The 17,210-nt window shown below is 72.5% G+C and carries 17 protein-coding genes; 9 read left to right on the top strand and 8 right to left on the bottom strand.

What is annotated here, in order from left to right:
• Position 1: 1 nt before the first annotated feature.
• The 5 genes from OOJ98_RS00945 to OOJ98_RS00925 form a co-directional block, all read right to left on the bottom strand.
• Positions 2-877 (bottom strand): hypothetical protein, encoded by an 876-nt coding sequence (locus tag OOJ98_RS00945; protein WP_267052686.1) that lies wholly within the window; start codon positions 875-877, stop codon positions 2-4.
• Complete coding sequence (locus OOJ98_RS00940; protein WP_267052685.1) at positions 874-1,788, bottom strand: ABC transporter ATP-binding protein; 915 nt, start codon at positions 1,786-1,788, stop codon at positions 874-876. The genes OOJ98_RS00945 and OOJ98_RS00940 overlap by 4 nt, the downstream gene beginning before the upstream one ends.
• Positions 1,789-2,096: 308 nt before the next feature.
• The gene (locus OOJ98_RS00935) at positions 2,097-2,378 is read right to left on the bottom strand and encodes a hypothetical protein (RefSeq protein WP_267052684.1); all 282 of its coding nucleotides are present in this window, start codon (positions 2,376-2,378) and stop codon (positions 2,097-2,099) included.
• A gap of 78 nt (positions 2,379-2,456) precedes the next feature.
• Positions 2,457-2,861 (bottom strand): hypothetical protein, encoded by a 405-nt coding sequence (locus tag OOJ98_RS00930; protein WP_267052683.1) that lies wholly within the window; start codon positions 2,859-2,861, stop codon positions 2,457-2,459.
• A 392-nt stretch (positions 2,862-3,253) separates the two neighbouring features.
• Complete coding sequence (locus OOJ98_RS00925) at positions 3,254-3,667, bottom strand: PaaI family thioesterase (RefSeq protein ID WP_267052682.1); 414 nt, start codon at positions 3,665-3,667, stop codon at positions 3,254-3,256.
• 95 nt (positions 3,668-3,762) lie between these two features.
• Between OOJ98_RS00925 and OOJ98_RS00920 the strand changes: the two genes are divergently transcribed.
• The 3 genes from OOJ98_RS00920 to OOJ98_RS00905 all read left to right on the top strand — a co-directional run bounded on the left by OOJ98_RS00920 (position 3,763) and on the right by OOJ98_RS00905 (position 6,022).
• Entirely contained in the window at positions 3,763-4,431 is a 669-nt protein-coding gene (locus tag OOJ98_RS00920) for a rhomboid family intramembrane serine protease (protein WP_267052681.1), read from the top strand.
• A gap of 554 nt (positions 4,432-4,985) precedes the next feature.
• A complete protein-coding gene (locus tag OOJ98_RS00910; RefSeq protein WP_267052680.1) occupies positions 4,986-5,816 on the top strand; it encodes a helix-turn-helix transcriptional regulator in 831 nt (276 codons plus the stop codon).
• Positions 5,813-6,022 (top strand): DUF397 domain-containing protein, encoded by a 210-nt coding sequence (locus OOJ98_RS00905; protein ID WP_267052679.1) that lies wholly within the window; start codon positions 5,813-5,815, stop codon positions 6,020-6,022. Before OOJ98_RS00910 ends, OOJ98_RS00905 begins: the two co-directional genes overlap by 4 nt.
• Before the next feature lie 72 nt (positions 6,023-6,094).
• Here the strand turns inward: OOJ98_RS00905 and OOJ98_RS00900 are convergent, their stop codons facing one another.
• The gene (locus OOJ98_RS00900; RefSeq protein WP_267055455.1) at positions 6,095-7,315 is read right to left on the bottom strand and encodes an amidohydrolase family protein; all 1,221 of its coding nucleotides are present in this window, start codon (positions 7,313-7,315) and stop codon (positions 6,095-6,097) included.
• 210 nt (positions 7,316-7,525) lie between these two features.
• Between OOJ98_RS00900 and OOJ98_RS00895 the strand changes: the two genes are divergently transcribed.
• Together OOJ98_RS00895 and OOJ98_RS00890 are read left to right on the top strand one after the other, a co-directional pair.
• Positions 7,526-10,480 (top strand): AfsR/SARP family transcriptional regulator, encoded by a 2,955-nt coding sequence (locus OOJ98_RS00895; protein WP_267052678.1) that lies wholly within the window; start codon positions 7,526-7,528, stop codon positions 10,478-10,480.
• Positions 10,481-10,689: 209 nt separating this feature from the next.
• Entirely contained in the window at positions 10,690-10,884 is a 195-nt protein-coding gene (locus OOJ98_RS00890; RefSeq protein ID WP_267052677.1) for a hypothetical protein, read from the top strand.
• Positions 10,885-11,057: 173 nt separating this feature from the next.
• Here OOJ98_RS00890 and OOJ98_RS00885 read toward each other — a convergent pair whose 3' ends face one another.
• On the bottom strand, positions 11,058-12,638 hold the full coding sequence (locus OOJ98_RS00885) for a FadD3 family acyl-CoA ligase (protein ID WP_323177903.1): 1,581 nt from the start codon (positions 12,636-12,638) through the stop codon (positions 11,058-11,060).
• 103 nt (positions 12,639-12,741) lie between these two features.
• Here OOJ98_RS00885 and OOJ98_RS00880 point away from each other — a divergent pair, with 103 nt between their 5' ends.
• Genes OOJ98_RS00880 through OOJ98_RS00870 form a run of 3 tightly spaced genes read left to right on the top strand, consistent with a single transcriptional unit; the run spans position 12,742 to position 15,092 of the window.
• Complete coding sequence (locus tag OOJ98_RS00880; protein ID WP_267052675.1) at positions 12,742-13,890, top strand: lipid-transfer protein; 1,149 nt, start codon at positions 12,742-12,744, stop codon at positions 13,888-13,890.
• A 3-nt stretch (positions 13,891-13,893) separates the two neighbouring features.
• Positions 13,894-14,325, top strand: coding sequence for a Zn-ribbon domain-containing OB-fold protein (locus tag OOJ98_RS00875; protein ID WP_267052674.1), 432 nt, complete (start codon positions 13,894-13,896; stop codon positions 14,323-14,325).
• Positions 14,322-15,092 (top strand): enoyl-CoA hydratase/isomerase family protein, encoded by a 771-nt coding sequence (locus tag OOJ98_RS00870; protein WP_267052673.1) that lies wholly within the window; start codon positions 14,322-14,324, stop codon positions 15,090-15,092. Before OOJ98_RS00875 ends, OOJ98_RS00870 begins: the two co-directional genes overlap by 4 nt.
• Positions 15,093-15,527: 435 nt before the next feature.
• Here the strand turns inward: OOJ98_RS00870 and OOJ98_RS00865 are convergent, their stop codons facing one another.
• Entirely contained in the window at positions 15,528-16,061 is a 534-nt protein-coding gene (locus OOJ98_RS00865; RefSeq protein ID WP_267052672.1) for a hypothetical protein, read from the bottom strand.
• Positions 16,062-16,312: 251 nt separating this feature from the next.
• On the opposite strand from OOJ98_RS00865, the gene OOJ98_RS34810 reads away from it, so the two are divergent.
• Complete coding sequence (locus OOJ98_RS34810; protein ID WP_323177872.1) at positions 16,313-17,194, top strand: hypothetical protein; 882 nt, start codon at positions 16,313-16,315, stop codon at positions 17,192-17,194.
• Positions 17,195-17,210 lie beyond the last annotated feature (16 nt).

Below are 17,210 nucleotides of genomic sequence, written 5' to 3'. Positions count from 1 at the left end.
GTCAGACGGAGGTGACGTCCCGGCGGCGGTACGCCCACAGGCCGGCCGCCGCGACGGCCGCGGTGCACAGGCAGAACACGCCCGCCGCGACCGGCGTGGCCAGGTGGGAGCCGACCAGCGCCTGCGCGAAGGGCCGGTCGTCGGGCGGGAAGGCCGAGACGTCGGTCAGCATGGCCCGGCCGGCCGCGAACGGCAGCCAGTCGCCCACGCCGTCGAGCCCCGGCACGTACCGCAGCGCCATGCCGGCGAGGCGCTCGCCGAGCAGCGGCCACAGGACGAGGAGGAGGACCGCGACGGTACGGTTCCGCAGCAGTACGGCGACGGCCATGCAGAGCACCGCCCAGCACCCCATCCACGCGGTGAACCGGAGGGCCGGCGCCAGTACGGCGCTCCATGCGGGCTGCTGGGCCCCGGCCACCGCGAGGGTCACCGCGCAGGCGAGCGCGCCGAGGAGGGCGCTCGCGGCGGCCACGGCGAGCCCGGTGATGCAGCCGACCGCGCACTTCGCGGCGTAGGCGGTGCCCCGGCCGTTGACGGCGAGCCAGGTGGTGCGCGCGACGCCCCGCACGAGGTCGGTGGAGACCGGCCCGGTGGCCAGGACGAGCACGAAAAAGCAGAGGGTGGGGATCTGGGTGGCCAGCGGCGACCACGCGATGGCGTCCGCGACGGCGACGGCGGGGAGCGGGCGCGAGGCGTCGTCGTCCGCGTCGAGCAGGACCGTGGCGCCCGTGGCCATGCTCAGGACGGCGACGGCACCGAGCAGGATCCAGGTCGACCGCAGCGCGCCCAGGTGCCGCCACTCGTACCGGCAGGCACGGCGGAAGGACTCGGCACGGCCGATGGGGGCGGGGGCCGGGAGGGTCGCGGGGACTGTCATGAGATCGTGAATTCCTCTTCGGCGATGGCCAGGTAGAAGTCCTCCAGCGAGGGGCGCTCCTCGTGCAGCCAGTACAGGGGGAGCCCGGCATCGAGGGCGAGCGTGCCGATCCGTACGCGGTCGAGGCCGGTGACGAGGCCGGTGTGCTCACCGGTGGGCGTCAGCTGACCGCCCTGCTCCTCCAACACCTTTGCCAACAGCTGTAGTTCGGGACACTCAAGGTTCACGGCCCGGCGCCCGGCCACCCGCTCGACGATCTCCGCCATCGGCGCCTGCGCCACCACTCGCCCACGGGTCAGCACCACCACCCGGTCGGCCAACTGCTGCATCTCGCCCAGAAGATGACTGGAGACGAGGACGGCGCGGCCGAGCCCCGCCTGGGCGCGCAGGAACTCGCGCAGCCAGCGCAGGGCATGGGGGTCGAGCCCGTTCGCGGGCTCGTCGAGGATCAGCACGGGCGGGTCACCGAGGAGCGCCTGTGCGATGCCGGCCCGTTGGGCCATGCCCAACGACAGTTCGGACAGCCGCAGTTGGGCCGCACCGGTCAGTCCGACGACCTCCAGGAGCTCGTCGACGCGCCGGTCCGGCACCGCGGACCCGGCGGCCACCATGCGCAGATGGGCCCGCAGCCGATGCCGGGGATGCCCGGCGACACCGCCGAGGACCGCGCCGACCACGGTGCCGGGGGCGCCGAAGGCGTGCAGCGGGCGGCCGAGGAAACGGGTCTGCCCCTCGCCCCGCAAGAGGCCGAGCATCAGGGAGATCGCCGTGGTCTTGCCCGCGCCGTTGGCCCCGACGAAGCCGGTGACCTCACCGGCACGCAGGGCGAGCGAGACGCCGTCCAGGATCCGTTTGGAGCCGAACGAGCGGCCGAGGCCGTGCGCCTCTACGAGCAGGTCGCCCTTCTTCACTGCGCCATTCCTTCATATGTCGCCCGTTCCGGCAGGTGCCGCCCGTTCCGGCAGGTGCCGCCCTTTGTGGCCGGCCCGGCCGAAGCGCCGCGAGAGCGTGGACAGCCGCCGCACGTGACGCCGGGGCTCGGGTAGGGTTCCAGTGCGTTATCGCATGGGGGAAGAAGTCTTCACGGGCAGCCCGAACAGGCGTGGAAACCGAAAGGCCGCCCGCGACTTCTTCCCCCGATTACTTTCTTTCTCCGCATCACCGGGCCCGCGACCACGAATTCGGGGCCGCGCGGCGATACGGAACAGAACAGATTCATTCAGACCCGCATCAAAAGGGCTGCCAACTGCCAGGCCAGTATGGCGTGGACGAGAATGCACATGCCCCATCGCGTGGACCGATGCATTCCCCGGCGGCGTACCAGCGTCCACTCGACCGCCACCAGAATGACGGCCACGGCCCACAGCACCCAGGAAACGGAACTCCACAGGGTGGAGGCCCGGTCCCCGAGGATTCCGATGGCCGCCAGCGGCGCAAGGGCCAGCAGGGGCAGGGCCCACGCGCCCTGGGCGGTGGCGCGGGAGGATTCGGTGTCGTTCATCCAGGACGCTCCGTCTCGGCTGGGGGCGGGCGTCGGCCGGGTGCGTCCGGACGGACCCGGCCGACACCGCGTACGGCGTTAGTGCAGGGCGTTGTAGATGTCGAGAATGGTCAGGCCGGGGCTGACGGCCGCGAGCGGGGCCTTCACCCACCAGGACAGGCCGTCGTACCACTTCTTGAAGTCGCTGTACTTGCCCGCGATGGCCTTGGCGAAGCCGCCGACCTTGCTGAACGCGGCCTTGATGGCGCTCCACTTGCTGGCGGCCGTGAAGTCGCCGTTGGCGATCTGCTTCATCTCGGCCTGCTCGGCCGGAGAGAGCTGGGCCGCGAACGGGCTCGCGAGAAGGGCGTGCGCGGCCTGCTGGGCCTCGGCCTGCTGCGTCACGGAAACGGACTGCGGCGCGGCCACCCGGGCTTCGGAGGCCTGAGCCAGACCGGCGGCCCCGCCGAGGGTGACGGCAGCGATGGCGGAAACGGCAGCCATGCGCAGAGAGTTGCGGTTCATTCTTTTCATCCCTTGCGTCGTCGCAAGGGGGAGGAAGCCCAGAAGGGCACCCCGAACAGGCGTGGAAACCGAAAGGTCCCCCCGGACTTCATTCCCCCGATTACCCGGCTGCCGCGTCCTCTTGGTCGGGAGGAGTACGGCCACCGGGCGCCCGGCCTTTCGGTGCCAGGCACGACTGAACGTAACACGCGAAACGATCACTTGGCCACCGATGCCGGTGACCTGATTTCCAACCACCCAGGGTCTACGGTCGATATAGCACGGGCAATGTGTTGGTCAAGAGCAACTGGTCCCTTGAGTCACGGAGTTGCCCGCGACGGCGACGCCTTGGGCCCGCGCCGCCGCGCCATGGACGACCGGACAGCACGGGCTCAGCCGAGGAGGGCGTAGACCGTGGAGGCTCGGGCGGCCGGCTCGTCCGTGCCCTCGGCCGTCATGGTGATCTCGGCGAAGGCCATGCGGCGGCCGAGCTTGGTGACGCGGGCGTCGAGCAGCACGTCGGCGCCGGTCACCGGGCGCTGGAAGGTCGTGGACTGCTGCACGGTCGTCATCGGCCCGTACGCCCCGCGCGCGGACGCCACCGCGATGACCGTGGCGGTGTCGGCGGCGGCCATCAGGGCCTGCCCGCTGAGCCCGCCGCCGTCCCGGGCCAGCCGGTCCGACCAGGGCAGCCGCAGCACCGCGTGCCGCGCGCCGGTCTCCTCCACGCACAGCCCCAGGTCGAGCACCCAGGGGGCGAAGTTGTCGGCCAGGATCTTCTCTGCCTCGGCAGGTGTCAGCGCCATGGCGTTCATGGTGACGCCCGGCCGGACAAATGTCACCGGGGTCCCGTGACGGATCACTCTGCCGCCGCTTCGGGCGCGCCCGGCACCATGAAGGCATGTCCTTCCCCGTGGTGCTTCTCTACGTCTGCGCGGCGGCCGTCGTCCTGAGCGGGGTCGAGGTCGTCAAGGGTCTCTCCGGCGGTGGGCGGCGCAGCAGCCCGGTCGAGTCGCTGCGCGTCCTGTGGGGCCGGCCCGTTCCGTTGGTGGCGGCCGGGATGGTCGCGTGCATGGTGGTCATGGCCGGCGTGCAGAGCACGGCTCCGGCCGTCATGGCGCACCTCCAGCGCGCACCCGGCGCGCCCTGGTGGCGGGCGGCGAGCGCGCTGCTGGTGCAGACCTCCGGCTGGCTCCAACTCACCTTCAACCTGGCGGCGTTGATCGCCCTGGCCCCCGCCGCCCAGCGCGCGCTCGGGCCGCTCGTAATGCCGTTGGTGTTCCTCGTGAGCGGGGTCGCCGCGCAGGCGGTCAGTATGGCGGGGTGGAGCCCGACCCGCGGCGGCGACTCGGTGGCCCTCTGCGGCCTGGTGGGCGCCCTCGCCGTCACCGCGGCCCTACGCCCCGGCCCGCTGCCGGCCCGCCTCCTCCCCCTCCTGATCCCCGCCGCGGGCCTCGTCCTGTGCTTCCTGCGCAACAACCACGGCGTCGGCCTGCTGACGGGCTGCGCCCTGGGATGCGCCCTCGCCGCCCTCCCCGCACGGCGGCTCAGCACCACCCCGGCCGCCTGAACCCGGCCCGCCGCGGCCCGTCCCGCGCGGCGTCGCGAGCTCCGCCCACACCGTCTTGCAGGGGCCCGGCCCCGCGAGAACACCCCAGCGTTCGGCGAGCGCCGCCACGAGCAGCATCCCCCGGCCCGACTCCCCCCACGGCTCCGTCCGCACGACGGGCGCCCGGTCACCCCGCGCGTCCACCACCTCGATCCGCAGGGTCACCCCGTCGTCCCTCAGCACCAGCCGCATGTCCCGCCCGAGCACCCGCCCGTGCAGCGCGGCATTGGCCGCCAGCTCCCCGACGATGCTCTGCGCATCCTCGAACTCCCTTTCCCAACGCTTCAGTTGCTCGATCGTCAACATCCTGGCGATCCGGGCGCCGCGCCGCGTACAGGAGAGCTGGACGCTGAACTCACGTACCCCTTGGGCCGTTTCCTCTTTCACATCACTCAGCGTGGCCACGTCCGCCTACGCTGACCAGTGATCGCGTGCGTACGCAGCGTTTCTGTCCCGGCTCTGTCCGGTGGCGTCCCGCTGTGCAGGGGTACGGCTTCGCTCGGAGGTGGTTGCAGGTGAGTGACAACTGGAGGACGGATGCGGACGACGAAGCCTGCGCAGTGGCGGCTACGGTCGGACGTCAGCTCAAACTCTGGCGCGAGAAAGCCGGGTTGACGGCAGCAGAGTTCGGCGCGGCGATCGGTTACGGCGAGGATCTGGTCTACAAGGTGGAGGGCGGGCGCAGGGTCCCGCGCCCGGAGTATCTGGACAAGGCGGATCAGGTGCTCATGGCCGGCGGCAGACTGTCGGCCATGAAGGAGGACGTGGCCGTCGCGCGATATCCCAAGATGGTCCGCGAGTTGGCCAAGCTGGAGGCACAGGCAGTGGAACTGTGCATGTACACCACGCACAACATCCATGGGTTGTTGCAGACGGAGGAGTACGCGCGCGCACTGCTGCGGACACTGCGGCCCGCGTATTCGCAGGACGAACTGGAGCGGATGGTCGCGGCGAGGGCAGCTCGGCGCTCCATCTTCGACCGGACACCTGCCCCGGAACTAAGTTTTGTGCAGGAGGAAGTGACGCTGCGAAGGCCGATAGGCGGGACTGACGTGCTGCGTCAGCAGCTTGAACGACTGCTGGAGGTGGCCGATTTACCACACGTAGATCTTCAGGTGATGCCTACGTCGCGGGCAGACCACCCAGGGACGGCTGGCTTGATCCAGGTGCTGAAGTTCAGCAACGGCTCGGCCGCTGGTCGCGCGGATGGCGAATTCAGCGGTCGACCGATCTCAGAACCGCGTCACCTCCGTATCCTGGAACTGCGCTATGGCGCCATCCGGGCTCGGGCTCTCACTCCGGACGAGTCACGAGCCTTCATCGAGCGAGTGCTGGGAGAGACATGATCCGCGAGTACGCCTCCGTCGAAGGCACCGAGCTGACGTGGTTCAAGAGCAGCTACAGCAGCAGCAGCGACGGCAACGACTGCGTCGAAGTCGCCGCCACCCCCTGCACCATCCACATCCGCGACTCCAAGAACCCCGAAGGCGCCCGCCTCGGCGTCACCTCCGCCACCTGGACCTCCTTCGTCGCGTACGCGGCCGAGCACTGACGCCGAAACCCGGTCCGGGCCGGGGCGGGCCGGCCCGGGTGTGCGGGCCGGCCCGCCGGCGGGGTTACGGGGCTACGCCCCCGCCCACAGCCCCTCCCCCGTAAGCCCCAGCAGGGCAATCGCGTTGCCCCGCACGATGCGTTCCACCACCTCCGGTGACAGGTGGCCCATCTGTGCCTCGCCGACCTCCTTCGACTTGGGCCACGTCGAGTCCGAGTGGGGGTAGTCCGTCTCGTACAGGACGTTGGACACGCCGATCGCGTCGAGGTTGCGCAGGCCGAACGCATCGTCGAAGAAGCAGCCGTAGACGTGCTCGGCGAAGAGTTCGGACGGGGGGCGGTGGACCTTGTCCGCCACTCCGCCCCAGCCCCGGTTCTCCTCCCACACCACGTTCGCGCGTTCCAGGATGTACGGGATCCAGCCGATCTGGCCCTCCGCGTACATGATCTTCAGGTTGGGGAAGCGTTCGAACTTGCCGCTCATCAGCCAGTCGACCATCGAGAAGCAGCAGTTGGCGAAGGTGATGGTCGAGCCGACCGCCGGGGGCGCGTCCGGCGAGGTGGAGGGCATCTTGCTGGACGAGCCGATGTGCATGGCGATGACCGTGCCGGTCTCGTCGCACGCGGCGAGGAAGGGGTCCCACGCGTCGGTGTGGATGGACGGCAGGCCGAGGTGCGGGGGTATCTCGGAGAAGGCCACCGCGCGCACCCCGCGCGCGGCGTTGCGGCGGACCTCGGCGGCGGCGAGTTCGGCGTCCCACAGCGGGATCAGGGTGAGCGGGATGAGGCGGCCGTGGGCGTCGGGGCCGCACCACTCCTCCACCATCCAGTCGTTGTACGCCCGCACACTGAGCAGACCGAGTTCGCGGTCGGGGGCCTCGGTGAAGGTCTGGCCGCAGAAGCGCGGGAAGGTGGGGAAGCAGAGCGCGGACTGGACGTGGTTGACGTCCATGTCGGCGAGGCGCGCCGTCACGTCGTACGAGCCCTTGCGCATCTGCTCGTAGGTGATGACTTCGAGCCGGATCTCGTCCCGGTCGTAGCCGACCGCCGTGTCGAGGCGGGTGAGCGGGCGGTGCAGGTCCTCGTACACCCACCAGTCGCCGATCGGCCCGTCGTCGCCCTTGGCGCCCATGACCGGGGCGAACTTGCCGCCCAGGAAGGTCATTTCCTTCAGGGGCGCCCGCACGATGCGGGGCCCGGTGTCCCGGTACCTGGACGGGAGGCGGTCCTGCCAGACGGTGGGGGGTTCCACCGTGTGGTCGTCCACCGAGATGATCTTCGGGAAGGTCTCCATGCGCTCGGTCTCCATGTCTCTTACGGTAGACCGGATCTGACGATCCGTCAGTAAGTTGGATCCGGTTCCGGGAACCGTCGGCCCCCCGATGCGTGTGAAGGGCATGTGTCGAGGCCTTGTGCAGAGCGTCACCCCTTGCTGACGCGACGCCTCCGGACAGGGCAGACTGACGGGGGCAAGGCCAGGAGTTCGGGGGTACAGGGGGCAGCAATGGACCGTGACGGCGGGCCGCGCGTACCGCAGCAGCGCGCTCCGGAGACGACCGGAGCCGGGTTCCGCTTCGGCGTACTCGGACCCGTGCGGGCCTGGCGGGGCGAGGAGCTCCTGCCGTCCGGTTCTCCGCAGCAGCGCGCCCTGCTCGCCGCCCTGCTGCTGCGTGACGGCCGCACCGCGACCGCGTCCGAACTCATCGACGCCATCTGGGGCGAGGAGCCGCCCTCGCAGGCGCTCGCCACGATCCGTACGTACGCCTCCAGGCTGCGCAAGGTCCTCGACCCCGGGGTCCTGGTCAGCGAGTCCGGGGGGTACGCGATCCGGGCGGGTGCGGGCGCGCTCGACCTCGCCCGCGCCCAGGAGCTGGCCGCCGCCGCGGACAAGGCGCGGGCCGACGGCGACCGGGCGCGGGCCCGCCACCTGCTGAACGCCGCGCTCGCCCACTGGGACGGCGAGCCGCTGGCCAACGTGCCGGGCCCCTACGCCGAGAACCAGCGCACCCGGCTCGCCGAGTGGCGCCTCCAGCTCGTCGAGGCGCGTCTTGACATGGACCTGGAAGCCGGAGCGCACGCCGAGGCCGTCTCGGAGCTGACCGCGCTGACCGCCGCCCATCCGCTGCGCGAGCGCCTGCGCGAACTGCTCATGCTGGCGCTGTACCGCAGCGGCCGGCAGGCCGAGGCGCTCGCCGTGTACGCGGACACCCGGCGGCTGCTCGCCGACGAACTCGGCGTGGACCCGCGCCCCGAACTCTCCCGCCTCCAGGAGCGCATCCTGCGCGCCGACGAGCAGCTGGCCCGCAACCCCACGGCGCCCGCGGACGCGACGGGCGCGCCCGCTCCGGTGCGCCCGGCCCAACTGCCCGCCTCCGTACCGGACTTCACCGGGCGCTCCTCGTTCGTGCGCGAGCTCACCGCACGGCTCGCCGACGCCGAGACCACGGTCATGGCGGTCTCCGCGCTCGCCGGCATCGGAGGCGTCGGCAAGACCACCCTCGCCGTGCACGTCGCCCACGCCGCGCGCCCCTGCTTCCCCGACGGACAGCTGTACGTCGACCTCCAGGGCGCCGGAGCGTCCTACGCCGAGCCGGAGACCGTACTCGGGGCGTTCCTGCGCGCACTCGGCACCCCGGACTCGGCGATCCCCGACTCGACGGAGGAGCGGGCCGCCCTGTTCCGCTCCACCCTCGACGGGCGCCGCGTGCTCGTCCTGCTCGACAACGCCCGGGACGCGGCGCAGATCCGGCCGCTGCTGCCCGGCACCGCGGGGTGCGCGGCGCTCGTCACCAGCCGGATCCGGATGGTCGACCTGGCCGGCGCGCACCTCGTCGACCTGGATGTGATGTCGCCCGAAGAGGCGCTCCAGCTCTTCACGAAGATCGTCGGGGCGGAGCGGGTGTCCGCCGAGCGGGAGGCGGCCCTCGACGTGGTGGCCGCCTGCGGGTTCCTGCCGCTCGCCATCCGCATCGCGGCCTCCCGGCTCGCCTCGCGCCGCACCTGGACGGTGTCGGTGCTCGCGGCGAAGCTCGCGGACGAGCGGCGCCGCCTGGACGAGCTCCAGGCCGGCGACCTCGCGGTGAAGGCCACCTTCGAGCTCGGCTACGGCCATCTGGAGCCCGCGCAGTCCCGCGCGTTCCGCCTCCTCGGGCTGCCCGACGGGCCCGACATCTCGCTCGCCGCGGCGGCCGCCGCCCTCGACCTGCCCGAGCAGGAGACCGAGGACCTCCTGGAGTCGCTGGTCGACACCAGCCTGGTGGAGTCCGCGGCGCCCGGCCGCTACCGCTACCACGATCTCGTACGCCTCTACGCGCGGTCCTGCGCCGAGCGCGCGGACCTGCCGGCGGCGGAGCGGGAGTCGGCGATGTCGCGGCTGCTCGACTTCTACCTGGCGACGGCGGCCGGGGTGTACGCGCTGGAACGGCCGGGCGACCGGCTCGTGGACCACCTGGAGCCGACCGCGCACCGGGGGCTCTCCTTCGACGACCGGCGCTCGGCGCAGGACTGGCTGTACGCCGAGGCCGACCCACTGCTCGCCTGCGTGCGCCAGCAGTCGGGGCCGCGCACCCTGCGCCGCGCCGTCGACCTGCTGTACGCGGCGCTCGACCTGGGCGAGTCCGGCGCCAACTCCAAGCAGTACGAGGCGACCGCGGAGGCCGTCCGCGAGGCGGCCCGCACGGTGGCCGACACCCGGGCCGAGGGACGCGCGGTGATGACGCTCGCCAATGTGCACCAACTGGCGGGCCGCTTCGAGCCGGCCGACCGCGAGGCGCAGGAGGCGATGCGGCTCGCCGCGCCGACCCGGGACCCGCTGCCGCTGTGCTGGGCCTCCAACGCGCGCGGGATCATCGCGCTCTACCAGAACCGGCACACCGACGGCGAGACGCATCTGACCCGCGCCATCGACGCGTTCCGCGCGGACGACAACCGGCCCGGCGAGGCGAGCGCGCTGTGCAACCTGTCCCGGATCCACCTGGCCATGGGCCGCACCGAGAGCGCGGTGGCCCTCGCCGAGGAGGGCCTCGCCATCTACGACGCGATGGGGCACGAACTGCGCGGCGCCAACGCCCGGTACGCGCTGGGGCTGGCGCTGACGCAGAGCGGCCGGCTGCGCGCGGCGACGGACCGGCTCAACGAGGCGCTCGCGGTGTTCCGGGACAGCCGTCAGCGGCTGTGGGAGGGCATGACGCTGTTCCGGCTCGCGGAGGTCGACCTCGCGGGCAGGCGGCCCGCACGGGCCGCGGTCAACGCCGAGATGGCGCTCACGGTGCTGCGCGGCATCGGCGGCGAGTGGCGGCGCGGCAATGTGCTGACGGTGCTCGGGCGGGCGCTCGCCGGCATCGGGCACGCGGGCCGTGCGCAGGTCTGCTGGCGGGACGCGCTGGCCATCTTCGAGGAGCTGGGCTCGCCGGAGGCCGTCCAGGTCCGGGCGCTGCTCGCCCCGATCGCGGCCGCTTGACGGCACCGGGCCGGCACGTTCATTGAACGTTTATCGGCACCCGCCATTCTCATGGATGTCGGCCCAACGTGTCGGGGGGCACGGGGGCCGGCGGGGAAGCCGGCCGCCAGGTCGACCGGCCCTGGCAAGCCCGTCCGGCCACCCTCGGGGGAGTGGCCGGACGGTTTCGCCGAGGAAGAAGGCAGCGTCTTCAACGGGAGATGAGAATCATGAGCGACGTGAAGAAGAACGAGCCGCCGATCGTCACGCCGCAGGACCAGCACGCCACGGACCAGCCCGCCATCACCACGCTCGACCAGCACGCCACCGGCAGCCCCGTCGTCACGCTTGATCAGCACGCCACGGACGAGCCGCCGGTCATCACGCTCGACCAGCACGCCACGACCGAGCCCCGGCGGTCGTAGGCACGGCAGACCAACCGAGCGGGGGACGGCCGCGGCGGCGCGGGAGGGGAGCCGCCGCAGCCGGCACCACGGCCGGCCGCGGTACGGGACCACCTCGGGGGAGGGTCCCGCACCGCGGCCGGCCGCTGCGTGGGGGGCCGCGTCGCTCCGGCGCGGGTCGCCCCGCCGACGCCCTACCTCCCCCGCAGCTCTCCCTTCATCACCTTGCCGCTCGCGTTGCGCGGGAGGCCGGTGACGAACTCGACCTCTCTGGGCACCTTGTAGTTCGCCATTTCCCGGCGGGACCACGCGATCAGGTCGTCCGCCGTCACCCGGGAGCCGGGCCGGCGGACCACGTACGCGCGGCACACCTCGCCGAGGCGGGGGTCCGGGATGCCGATGACGGCGACGTCGGCCACCGCCGGGTGCAGGCCCAGGAGTTGCTCTATCTCCGCCGGGTAGGCGTTGAAGCCGCCGACGATGAACATGTCCTTGATCCGGTCGGTGACGCGGAGGTTGCCCGCGGGGTCGAGGACGCCGATGTCGCCGGTGTGCAGCCAGCCGTCCTCGTCGATGGCGCCGGCCGTCTCCGCCGCGTCCTCGAAGTAGCCCCGCATCACGGTGAAGCCGCGGACCAGGATCTCGCCGGGCTCGCCCGGGTCGGCCAGGACCCGCAGCTCCGTGCCGGGGATCGCGCGGCCCGAGGTCGAGGCGATGACCTCCGGCGGGTCGCCGCGGCGGCACATCGTGACGATGCCGCTCGCCTCGGAGAGCCCGTACGCGGTCAGGACGGTGCCGACGCCCAGCTCCGTGCGCAGCCGTTCCACCAGCCGCAGCGGCACCACCGCCGCGCCGGTCACCACGAGCCGCAGCGCGCTCAGGTCGTGCTGGTCGCGCGCGGGGTGGTCGAGGAGCGCCTGGTGCAGGGTGGGCGGGCCCGGCAGCACCGAGATGCGTTCGGCGGCGATGTTGGCGAGGGCGGTGTCGACGTTGAACACCGGCTGCGGCACCATCGTCGCGCCCCGCATGAGGCAGGCGATGATGCCCGCCTTGTAGCCGAAGGTGTGGAAGAACGGGTTCACGATCAGATAGCGGTCGCCCTCGCGCAGCCCCGCCAGCTCCGACCAGATCGCATAGCCGCGCAGCGTCTGCGCGTGGGTGATCACCGCGCCCTTGGGGCGGCCGGTGGTGCCCGAGGTGTAGACGATGTCGGACGGGGAGTCCGGGGCGATGGCGTCCGCGCGGGCCCCGACCTCCGCGCCCGACACCGCCTCCCCGCCGGCCAGGAAGTCCTTCCAGGTGCGGAAGGCGTCCGGGGCGTCGTCCGAGAGGACCACCACCTGCTCCAGGTGCGGCAGGGAGGGCAGCGGGCCGGGGCCCGGCCCCTCGGCCGTCGCGCGGCGCAGCGAGGCGACGTAGGAGGTGCCGAGGAAGGTGCCGGTGACGAAGAGGAGCCTGGCGCGGCTGCTTTCGAGGACGTACGCCGCTTCCGCGCCCTTGAACCGGGTGTTCAGCGGCACGAGCACCGCGCCCGCGCACACCGCGCCGAGCGCCGAGACGATCCACTCCGCGGTGTTGGGGGCCCAGACGGCGACCCGGTCCCCCGGCTCGACCCCGGCCGCGATGCACGCGGCGGCGGCCCGCTCGATCCGCTCGCCCAGCTCCGCGTACGAGATGCGGCCGCGGCCCTCGACGACCGCCTCCCGGTCGCCGTAGCGCTCGGCGGCGCCGCGTACCAGCTTCGCGATCGTGCCCCACTCCAGGTCCCCACGCACCGAAAGCCCCATCGAAAGCCCTCCCCACGCTAGCTGACTAACCGTCAGATTAGCTGTAGCCTCCTCCGCTGTCAGCACTGGTGACGCTCGTGGAGGTGGGGCCATGGCCACTCTGAAGGACGCGACAGCCATAGTCGGCATCGGGCAGACGCCGTTCGCCAAGCAACTGCCCGCATCCGAGAAGACGTTGGCGTGCCGGGCGATCGTCGCCGCGCTCGACGACGCGGGGATCAGCCCGTCCGAGGTCGACGCGTTCGCCTCGTACACGATGGAGGAGACCGACGAGGTCGAGATCGCCAAGTCCATCGGCGCGGGGGACGTGACCTTCTTCAGCAAGATCGGCTACGGCGGCGGCGGTTCCTGCGCGACCGTCGGCCACCTCGCCGCCGCGATCGCCACCGGACAGGCGAACGTGGGCATCGCCTGGCGCTCCCGCAAGCGCGGCAGCGGCCCGAGGCCCTGGAAGAACACCGCGGTCCAGCTGCCCACCCCGGGCCAGTGGACCCGCCCCTTCGGCCTGCTGCGGCCCGCCGACGAGATCGGCATGCTGGCCCGCCGCTACTTCCACGAGTACGGCGCCACCCGCGACCACCTCTTCAACGTGGCCCTCGCCTGCCGCAACCGCGCCAACCAGAACCCGGCCGCGATGATGTACGAACGGCCGCTGACCCGCGAGATGTACATGACCTCCCGCTGGATCAGCGACCCCCTGTGCCTCTTCGACAACTGCCTGGAGACCGACGGCGCGCTGGCCTGCGTCGTCGTCTCCGCCGAACGGGCCCGCGACTGCCGGCAGAAGCCGGTGTACGTGCACTCCGCCGCCCAGGGCCTGCCCGCCCAGCACCACGGCATGGTCAACTACTGGAACGACGACCCGCTGACCGGCCCCGCCTGGACCGCCGCCCGACACCTGTGGAAACAGGCCGACTTCGGACCCGACGACGTCGACGTGGCGCAGATCTACGACGCGTTCACCCCGCTCATCCCGCTCTCCCTCGAAGGCTACGGCTTCTGCGGACGCGGCGAGGGCGCCGCGTTCACCGAGGGCGGCGCCCTGGAGATCGGCGGACGGCTGCCCATCAACACCGGCGGCGGCGGTCTGAGCGAGGCCTATGTGCACGGCTTCAACCTCATCAACGAGGGCGTGAAACAGCTGCGCGGCGTCGGCACCGCCCAGGTCCCGAACGCCGCCACCTGCCTGGTCACCGCGGGCGAGGGAGTCCCCACCTCCGCCCTTCTGCTGAGGAGTTGAGAGATGCTGTCACCCGTTGTGGACGACGACGGCGCCCCCTTCTGGGAGTACGCGGCCCGCGGCGAACTCCGCGTCCAGGCCTGCGCCGCGCCCGACTGCGGCCGGCTCCGCTTCCCGCCCCGCCCCTGCTGCCCGCACTGCCAGTCCTTCGAGAGCGAGTGGCGCCGGGTCTCGGGCCGCGGCCGCGTCTGGTCGTACGTCTTCCCGCATCCCCCGCTGCTCCCCGACTACGCGGCGGTGGCCCCCTACAACGCGGTCGTGGTCGAGCTCGCCGAGGACCCGCTGATCCGCCTGGTCGGCAACGTGGTCGCCGAGCCGGACGCGGCGCTCGACTCGGTCGACCCGGCGCGCCTGCGGATCGGCGCGCGCGTCCAGGTCGCGTTCACCGAGGTCGACGGGGTGAGCGTGCCGCGCTGGCTCCTGGAGCGCGCATGAGCGTCCGGGTGGCCCGCGAGAAGGAGACCGGCGTCGCGGTCGTCACCCTGGACCGCCCCGAACGCCTCAACGCGATCGACCTGCCGACGGCGGCGGAACTCGCGGCGCTGTGGCGGGAGTTGAGGTTCGACGACACCGTACGCGCGGTCGTTCTGACCGGCGCCGGGGAGCGGGCGTTCTGCACCGGGATCGACCGCTCGGCCGAGGTCGCGCAGCCCTCGTCCCCCTACTCCACCGATGATCCCCTAGTCTCGATCGGCCCGAAGGCCAACGACCTGTGGAAGCCGGTGATCGCGGCCGTGCGCGGGATGGCCTGCGGCGGGGCGTTCTACCTGCTCGGCGAGGCCGACTTCGTGATCGCGGCGGAGGACGCGGCGTTCTTCGACCCGCACACGACGTACGGAATGGTCAGCGCCTACGAGTCGATGTACCTGGCGCTGCGGATGCCGCACGGCGAGGCGGCGCGGCTCGCCCTCATGGGGACGGCCGAGCGGATGTCCGCGCGGCGGGCGTACGAGATCGGCTTCGTCAGCGAACTGGCGGCGCCGGGGGGTGAGGTGGGGGCGGCGGTGCGGTGTGCCGAGACGATCGCGTCGTTTCCGACGGCGGCCGTGCAGGGGACGGTGCGGTCGCTGTGGGCCGCGCGGGAGGGGGTGCTGGGGCAGGCGCACTCCCGGGCCCCGGCGTTCGTGGCGCTCGGCAACCTGCCGCCGGACCGCCAGACCGAGCTGTTCGCCGCACGACGATCGGGCTACCGCCTGCGCTGAGCGCCCCTATTGCGCAGGGAGCCCACCCTTTTCGCCTGCGGCCCGCGCCCGCGTCTCGCGCAGTTCCCCGCACCCCTGGGTGGGTCGGCCTTGGCAGGGTGCCTGTACGAGCGACCCCGCTTTCGCCTGCGGCCCTCGCCCGCGTCTCGCGCAGTTCCCCGCGCCCCTGGGTGGGTCGGCCTTGGCAGGGTGCCCAGGCTGGGCATCCTCAGCCTGTCCGGCGATTGAGGACGAGCGCCCTTCAGGCGCGAACGGGGTCTGGGGCGGAGCCCCAGGGGCCCCGCTTTCGCCTGCGGGCCGTGGCGGGGCACCCGCGCAGTTCCCCGCGCCCCTGTGGGGCACCCGGAGCCGCAGCCCCCCAGCCGCGCCCACCGCGGCGGAGCCGCGCAATCGGCACAGTCCCGCGCCCCTCAAGACGTAGGGCACCCGGCGCAGTCAGGAAGAGGTCACCGTGGTGGTGCAGCGGGACACCTTGGGGAGGAGGGCGGGGTGGGGCATCGGCACCGTGATGTAGCGGGACGCACCCGGCGTCATGCTCACCGTGGTGGCCCCCTCGTCGACCGTCGCACCACCCGCGTCAAGGAAAGCCACCCGCACCTGGTAGCGGCTGCTGCCGGACCCGGAGCCGTACGTCACCACCCGCACCGTGGACCTCGCCACCCCCGTGGCCGACGAGGCACACTCGGTGACGGACGAGGAGACGGAGGTCGAACTTCCGGGCGTGGAACGCCCGCTGGAGCCGGAGGTGGTGCCGCTCGTGCTGTAGCGGTTTCCGTTGTAGCCGCTCGTGCCGCCGCCGTAGGGGGCATCCGTACTGCCGGTGGAGCCGCTGCCGCTGCTACTCGTGCCCGAACCACCGTTGCTCTTGTGCGAGTTGGAGCAACCCCCACCCGAGCTCGACCCGTGGCTGCCGTGCCCGTGGCCGTGGCCCGAGAACCCCGTCAGTGCGAGCACCGTCCCTGCCAGCACGGCCGCGACTTTCATTCCGCGACGGAACACGCCGCCCCCCTCCGAAGACCGGCCGACACCGTAACAGTGGTCGGCACGGACATGCGGCGGGGTTTCATGGCACCCGCACCGCCGGGCACATGATCTCCGCGCCGTCCCCTCCGTACCCCTACCGGCCTCGGGCCGCCACCGGCGCGGGGCCGGTCGGGTAGCGGCGGGCCCGCAGCGGGCGTAGCGTCGGCAACGAGAGCCGTCTGTAAGGAGGGCCGGAGATGGTCCGCAATGTGATCGGCTCGGTCCTCGCTCTCGTCGGAGCGGCGGCCGCCGTCTGGAGCCCCTTCCGTGCCTGGTACGACGGCCGTCACGGCAGCGCCTACCGCATCGACGATCTGTTCACCGGCATCTCCGCCGACAAGGCCGAGGTGGCGGGCTCGATGCTGCTGCCGTTCGCCTTCGCCGCCCTGGTCACCTTGATCGCGCTGGTGCTGCGCTCCCGTCTCCTCGTCGTCGTCGCGGCGATCGTGGTGCTCGGCTTCACCGTGCTGTGGATGGTGCGCCAGGGCCAGGCCGCGGGCAGCATGACCATTGACTCGTCCGGCAAGGGCCTCGGGCAGGGCGTGGCGCTCGCGCTGGGCGGTGGCGTGGTGATGCTGATCGGCGCGGCCCTGATGTCGGGACGCCGCGCCACGCCGGCGCGCAGCCGCTACGGCGTGCCGACCGAGGAGGCCCGGCGCGGCGAGCAGTCCCCGTACGAGGCGGGGGAGGCCCGGCACGACGAGCCCGCGGGCGGGGCCGCCTACGAGCAGGAGCGGCCCCGCGCGGAGCAGCAGGGCCGGACCCAGCAGACCGGGGCTCCCCTTCAACACCCCGGCCCGCACCCGGCGGACCCGGAAGGCCCGGAAGGCCCGGGAGACACCGGTGGTCCGGGAGGCCCCGGTGGTCCGGGAGACCCCGGTGGTCCGGGAGACACCGGTGGTCCGGGAGGCGCCCCGCACGCCCAACAGCGCCCCGGCGAGACCTACCGGCACGCCTCGGATTCGCCATACACGCACGGGCACCCCGTCGGCGCGCCCTACGAGCCCCGCGCGACGGAACCCCCGGGCGCCGAGGAGCCGACGGAGGAGCCGCCCGCGGACGAGCCCCGACTCAAGTAGCCGCCCGGCTCCGCGC

It is taken from the genome of Streptomyces sp. NBC_00083 (genome assembly GCF_026343295.1).
GTDB lineage: Bacteria > Actinomycetota > Actinomycetes > Streptomycetales > Streptomycetaceae > Streptomyces.
This window is presented reverse-complemented; position numbering and strand designations above follow the sequence as displayed.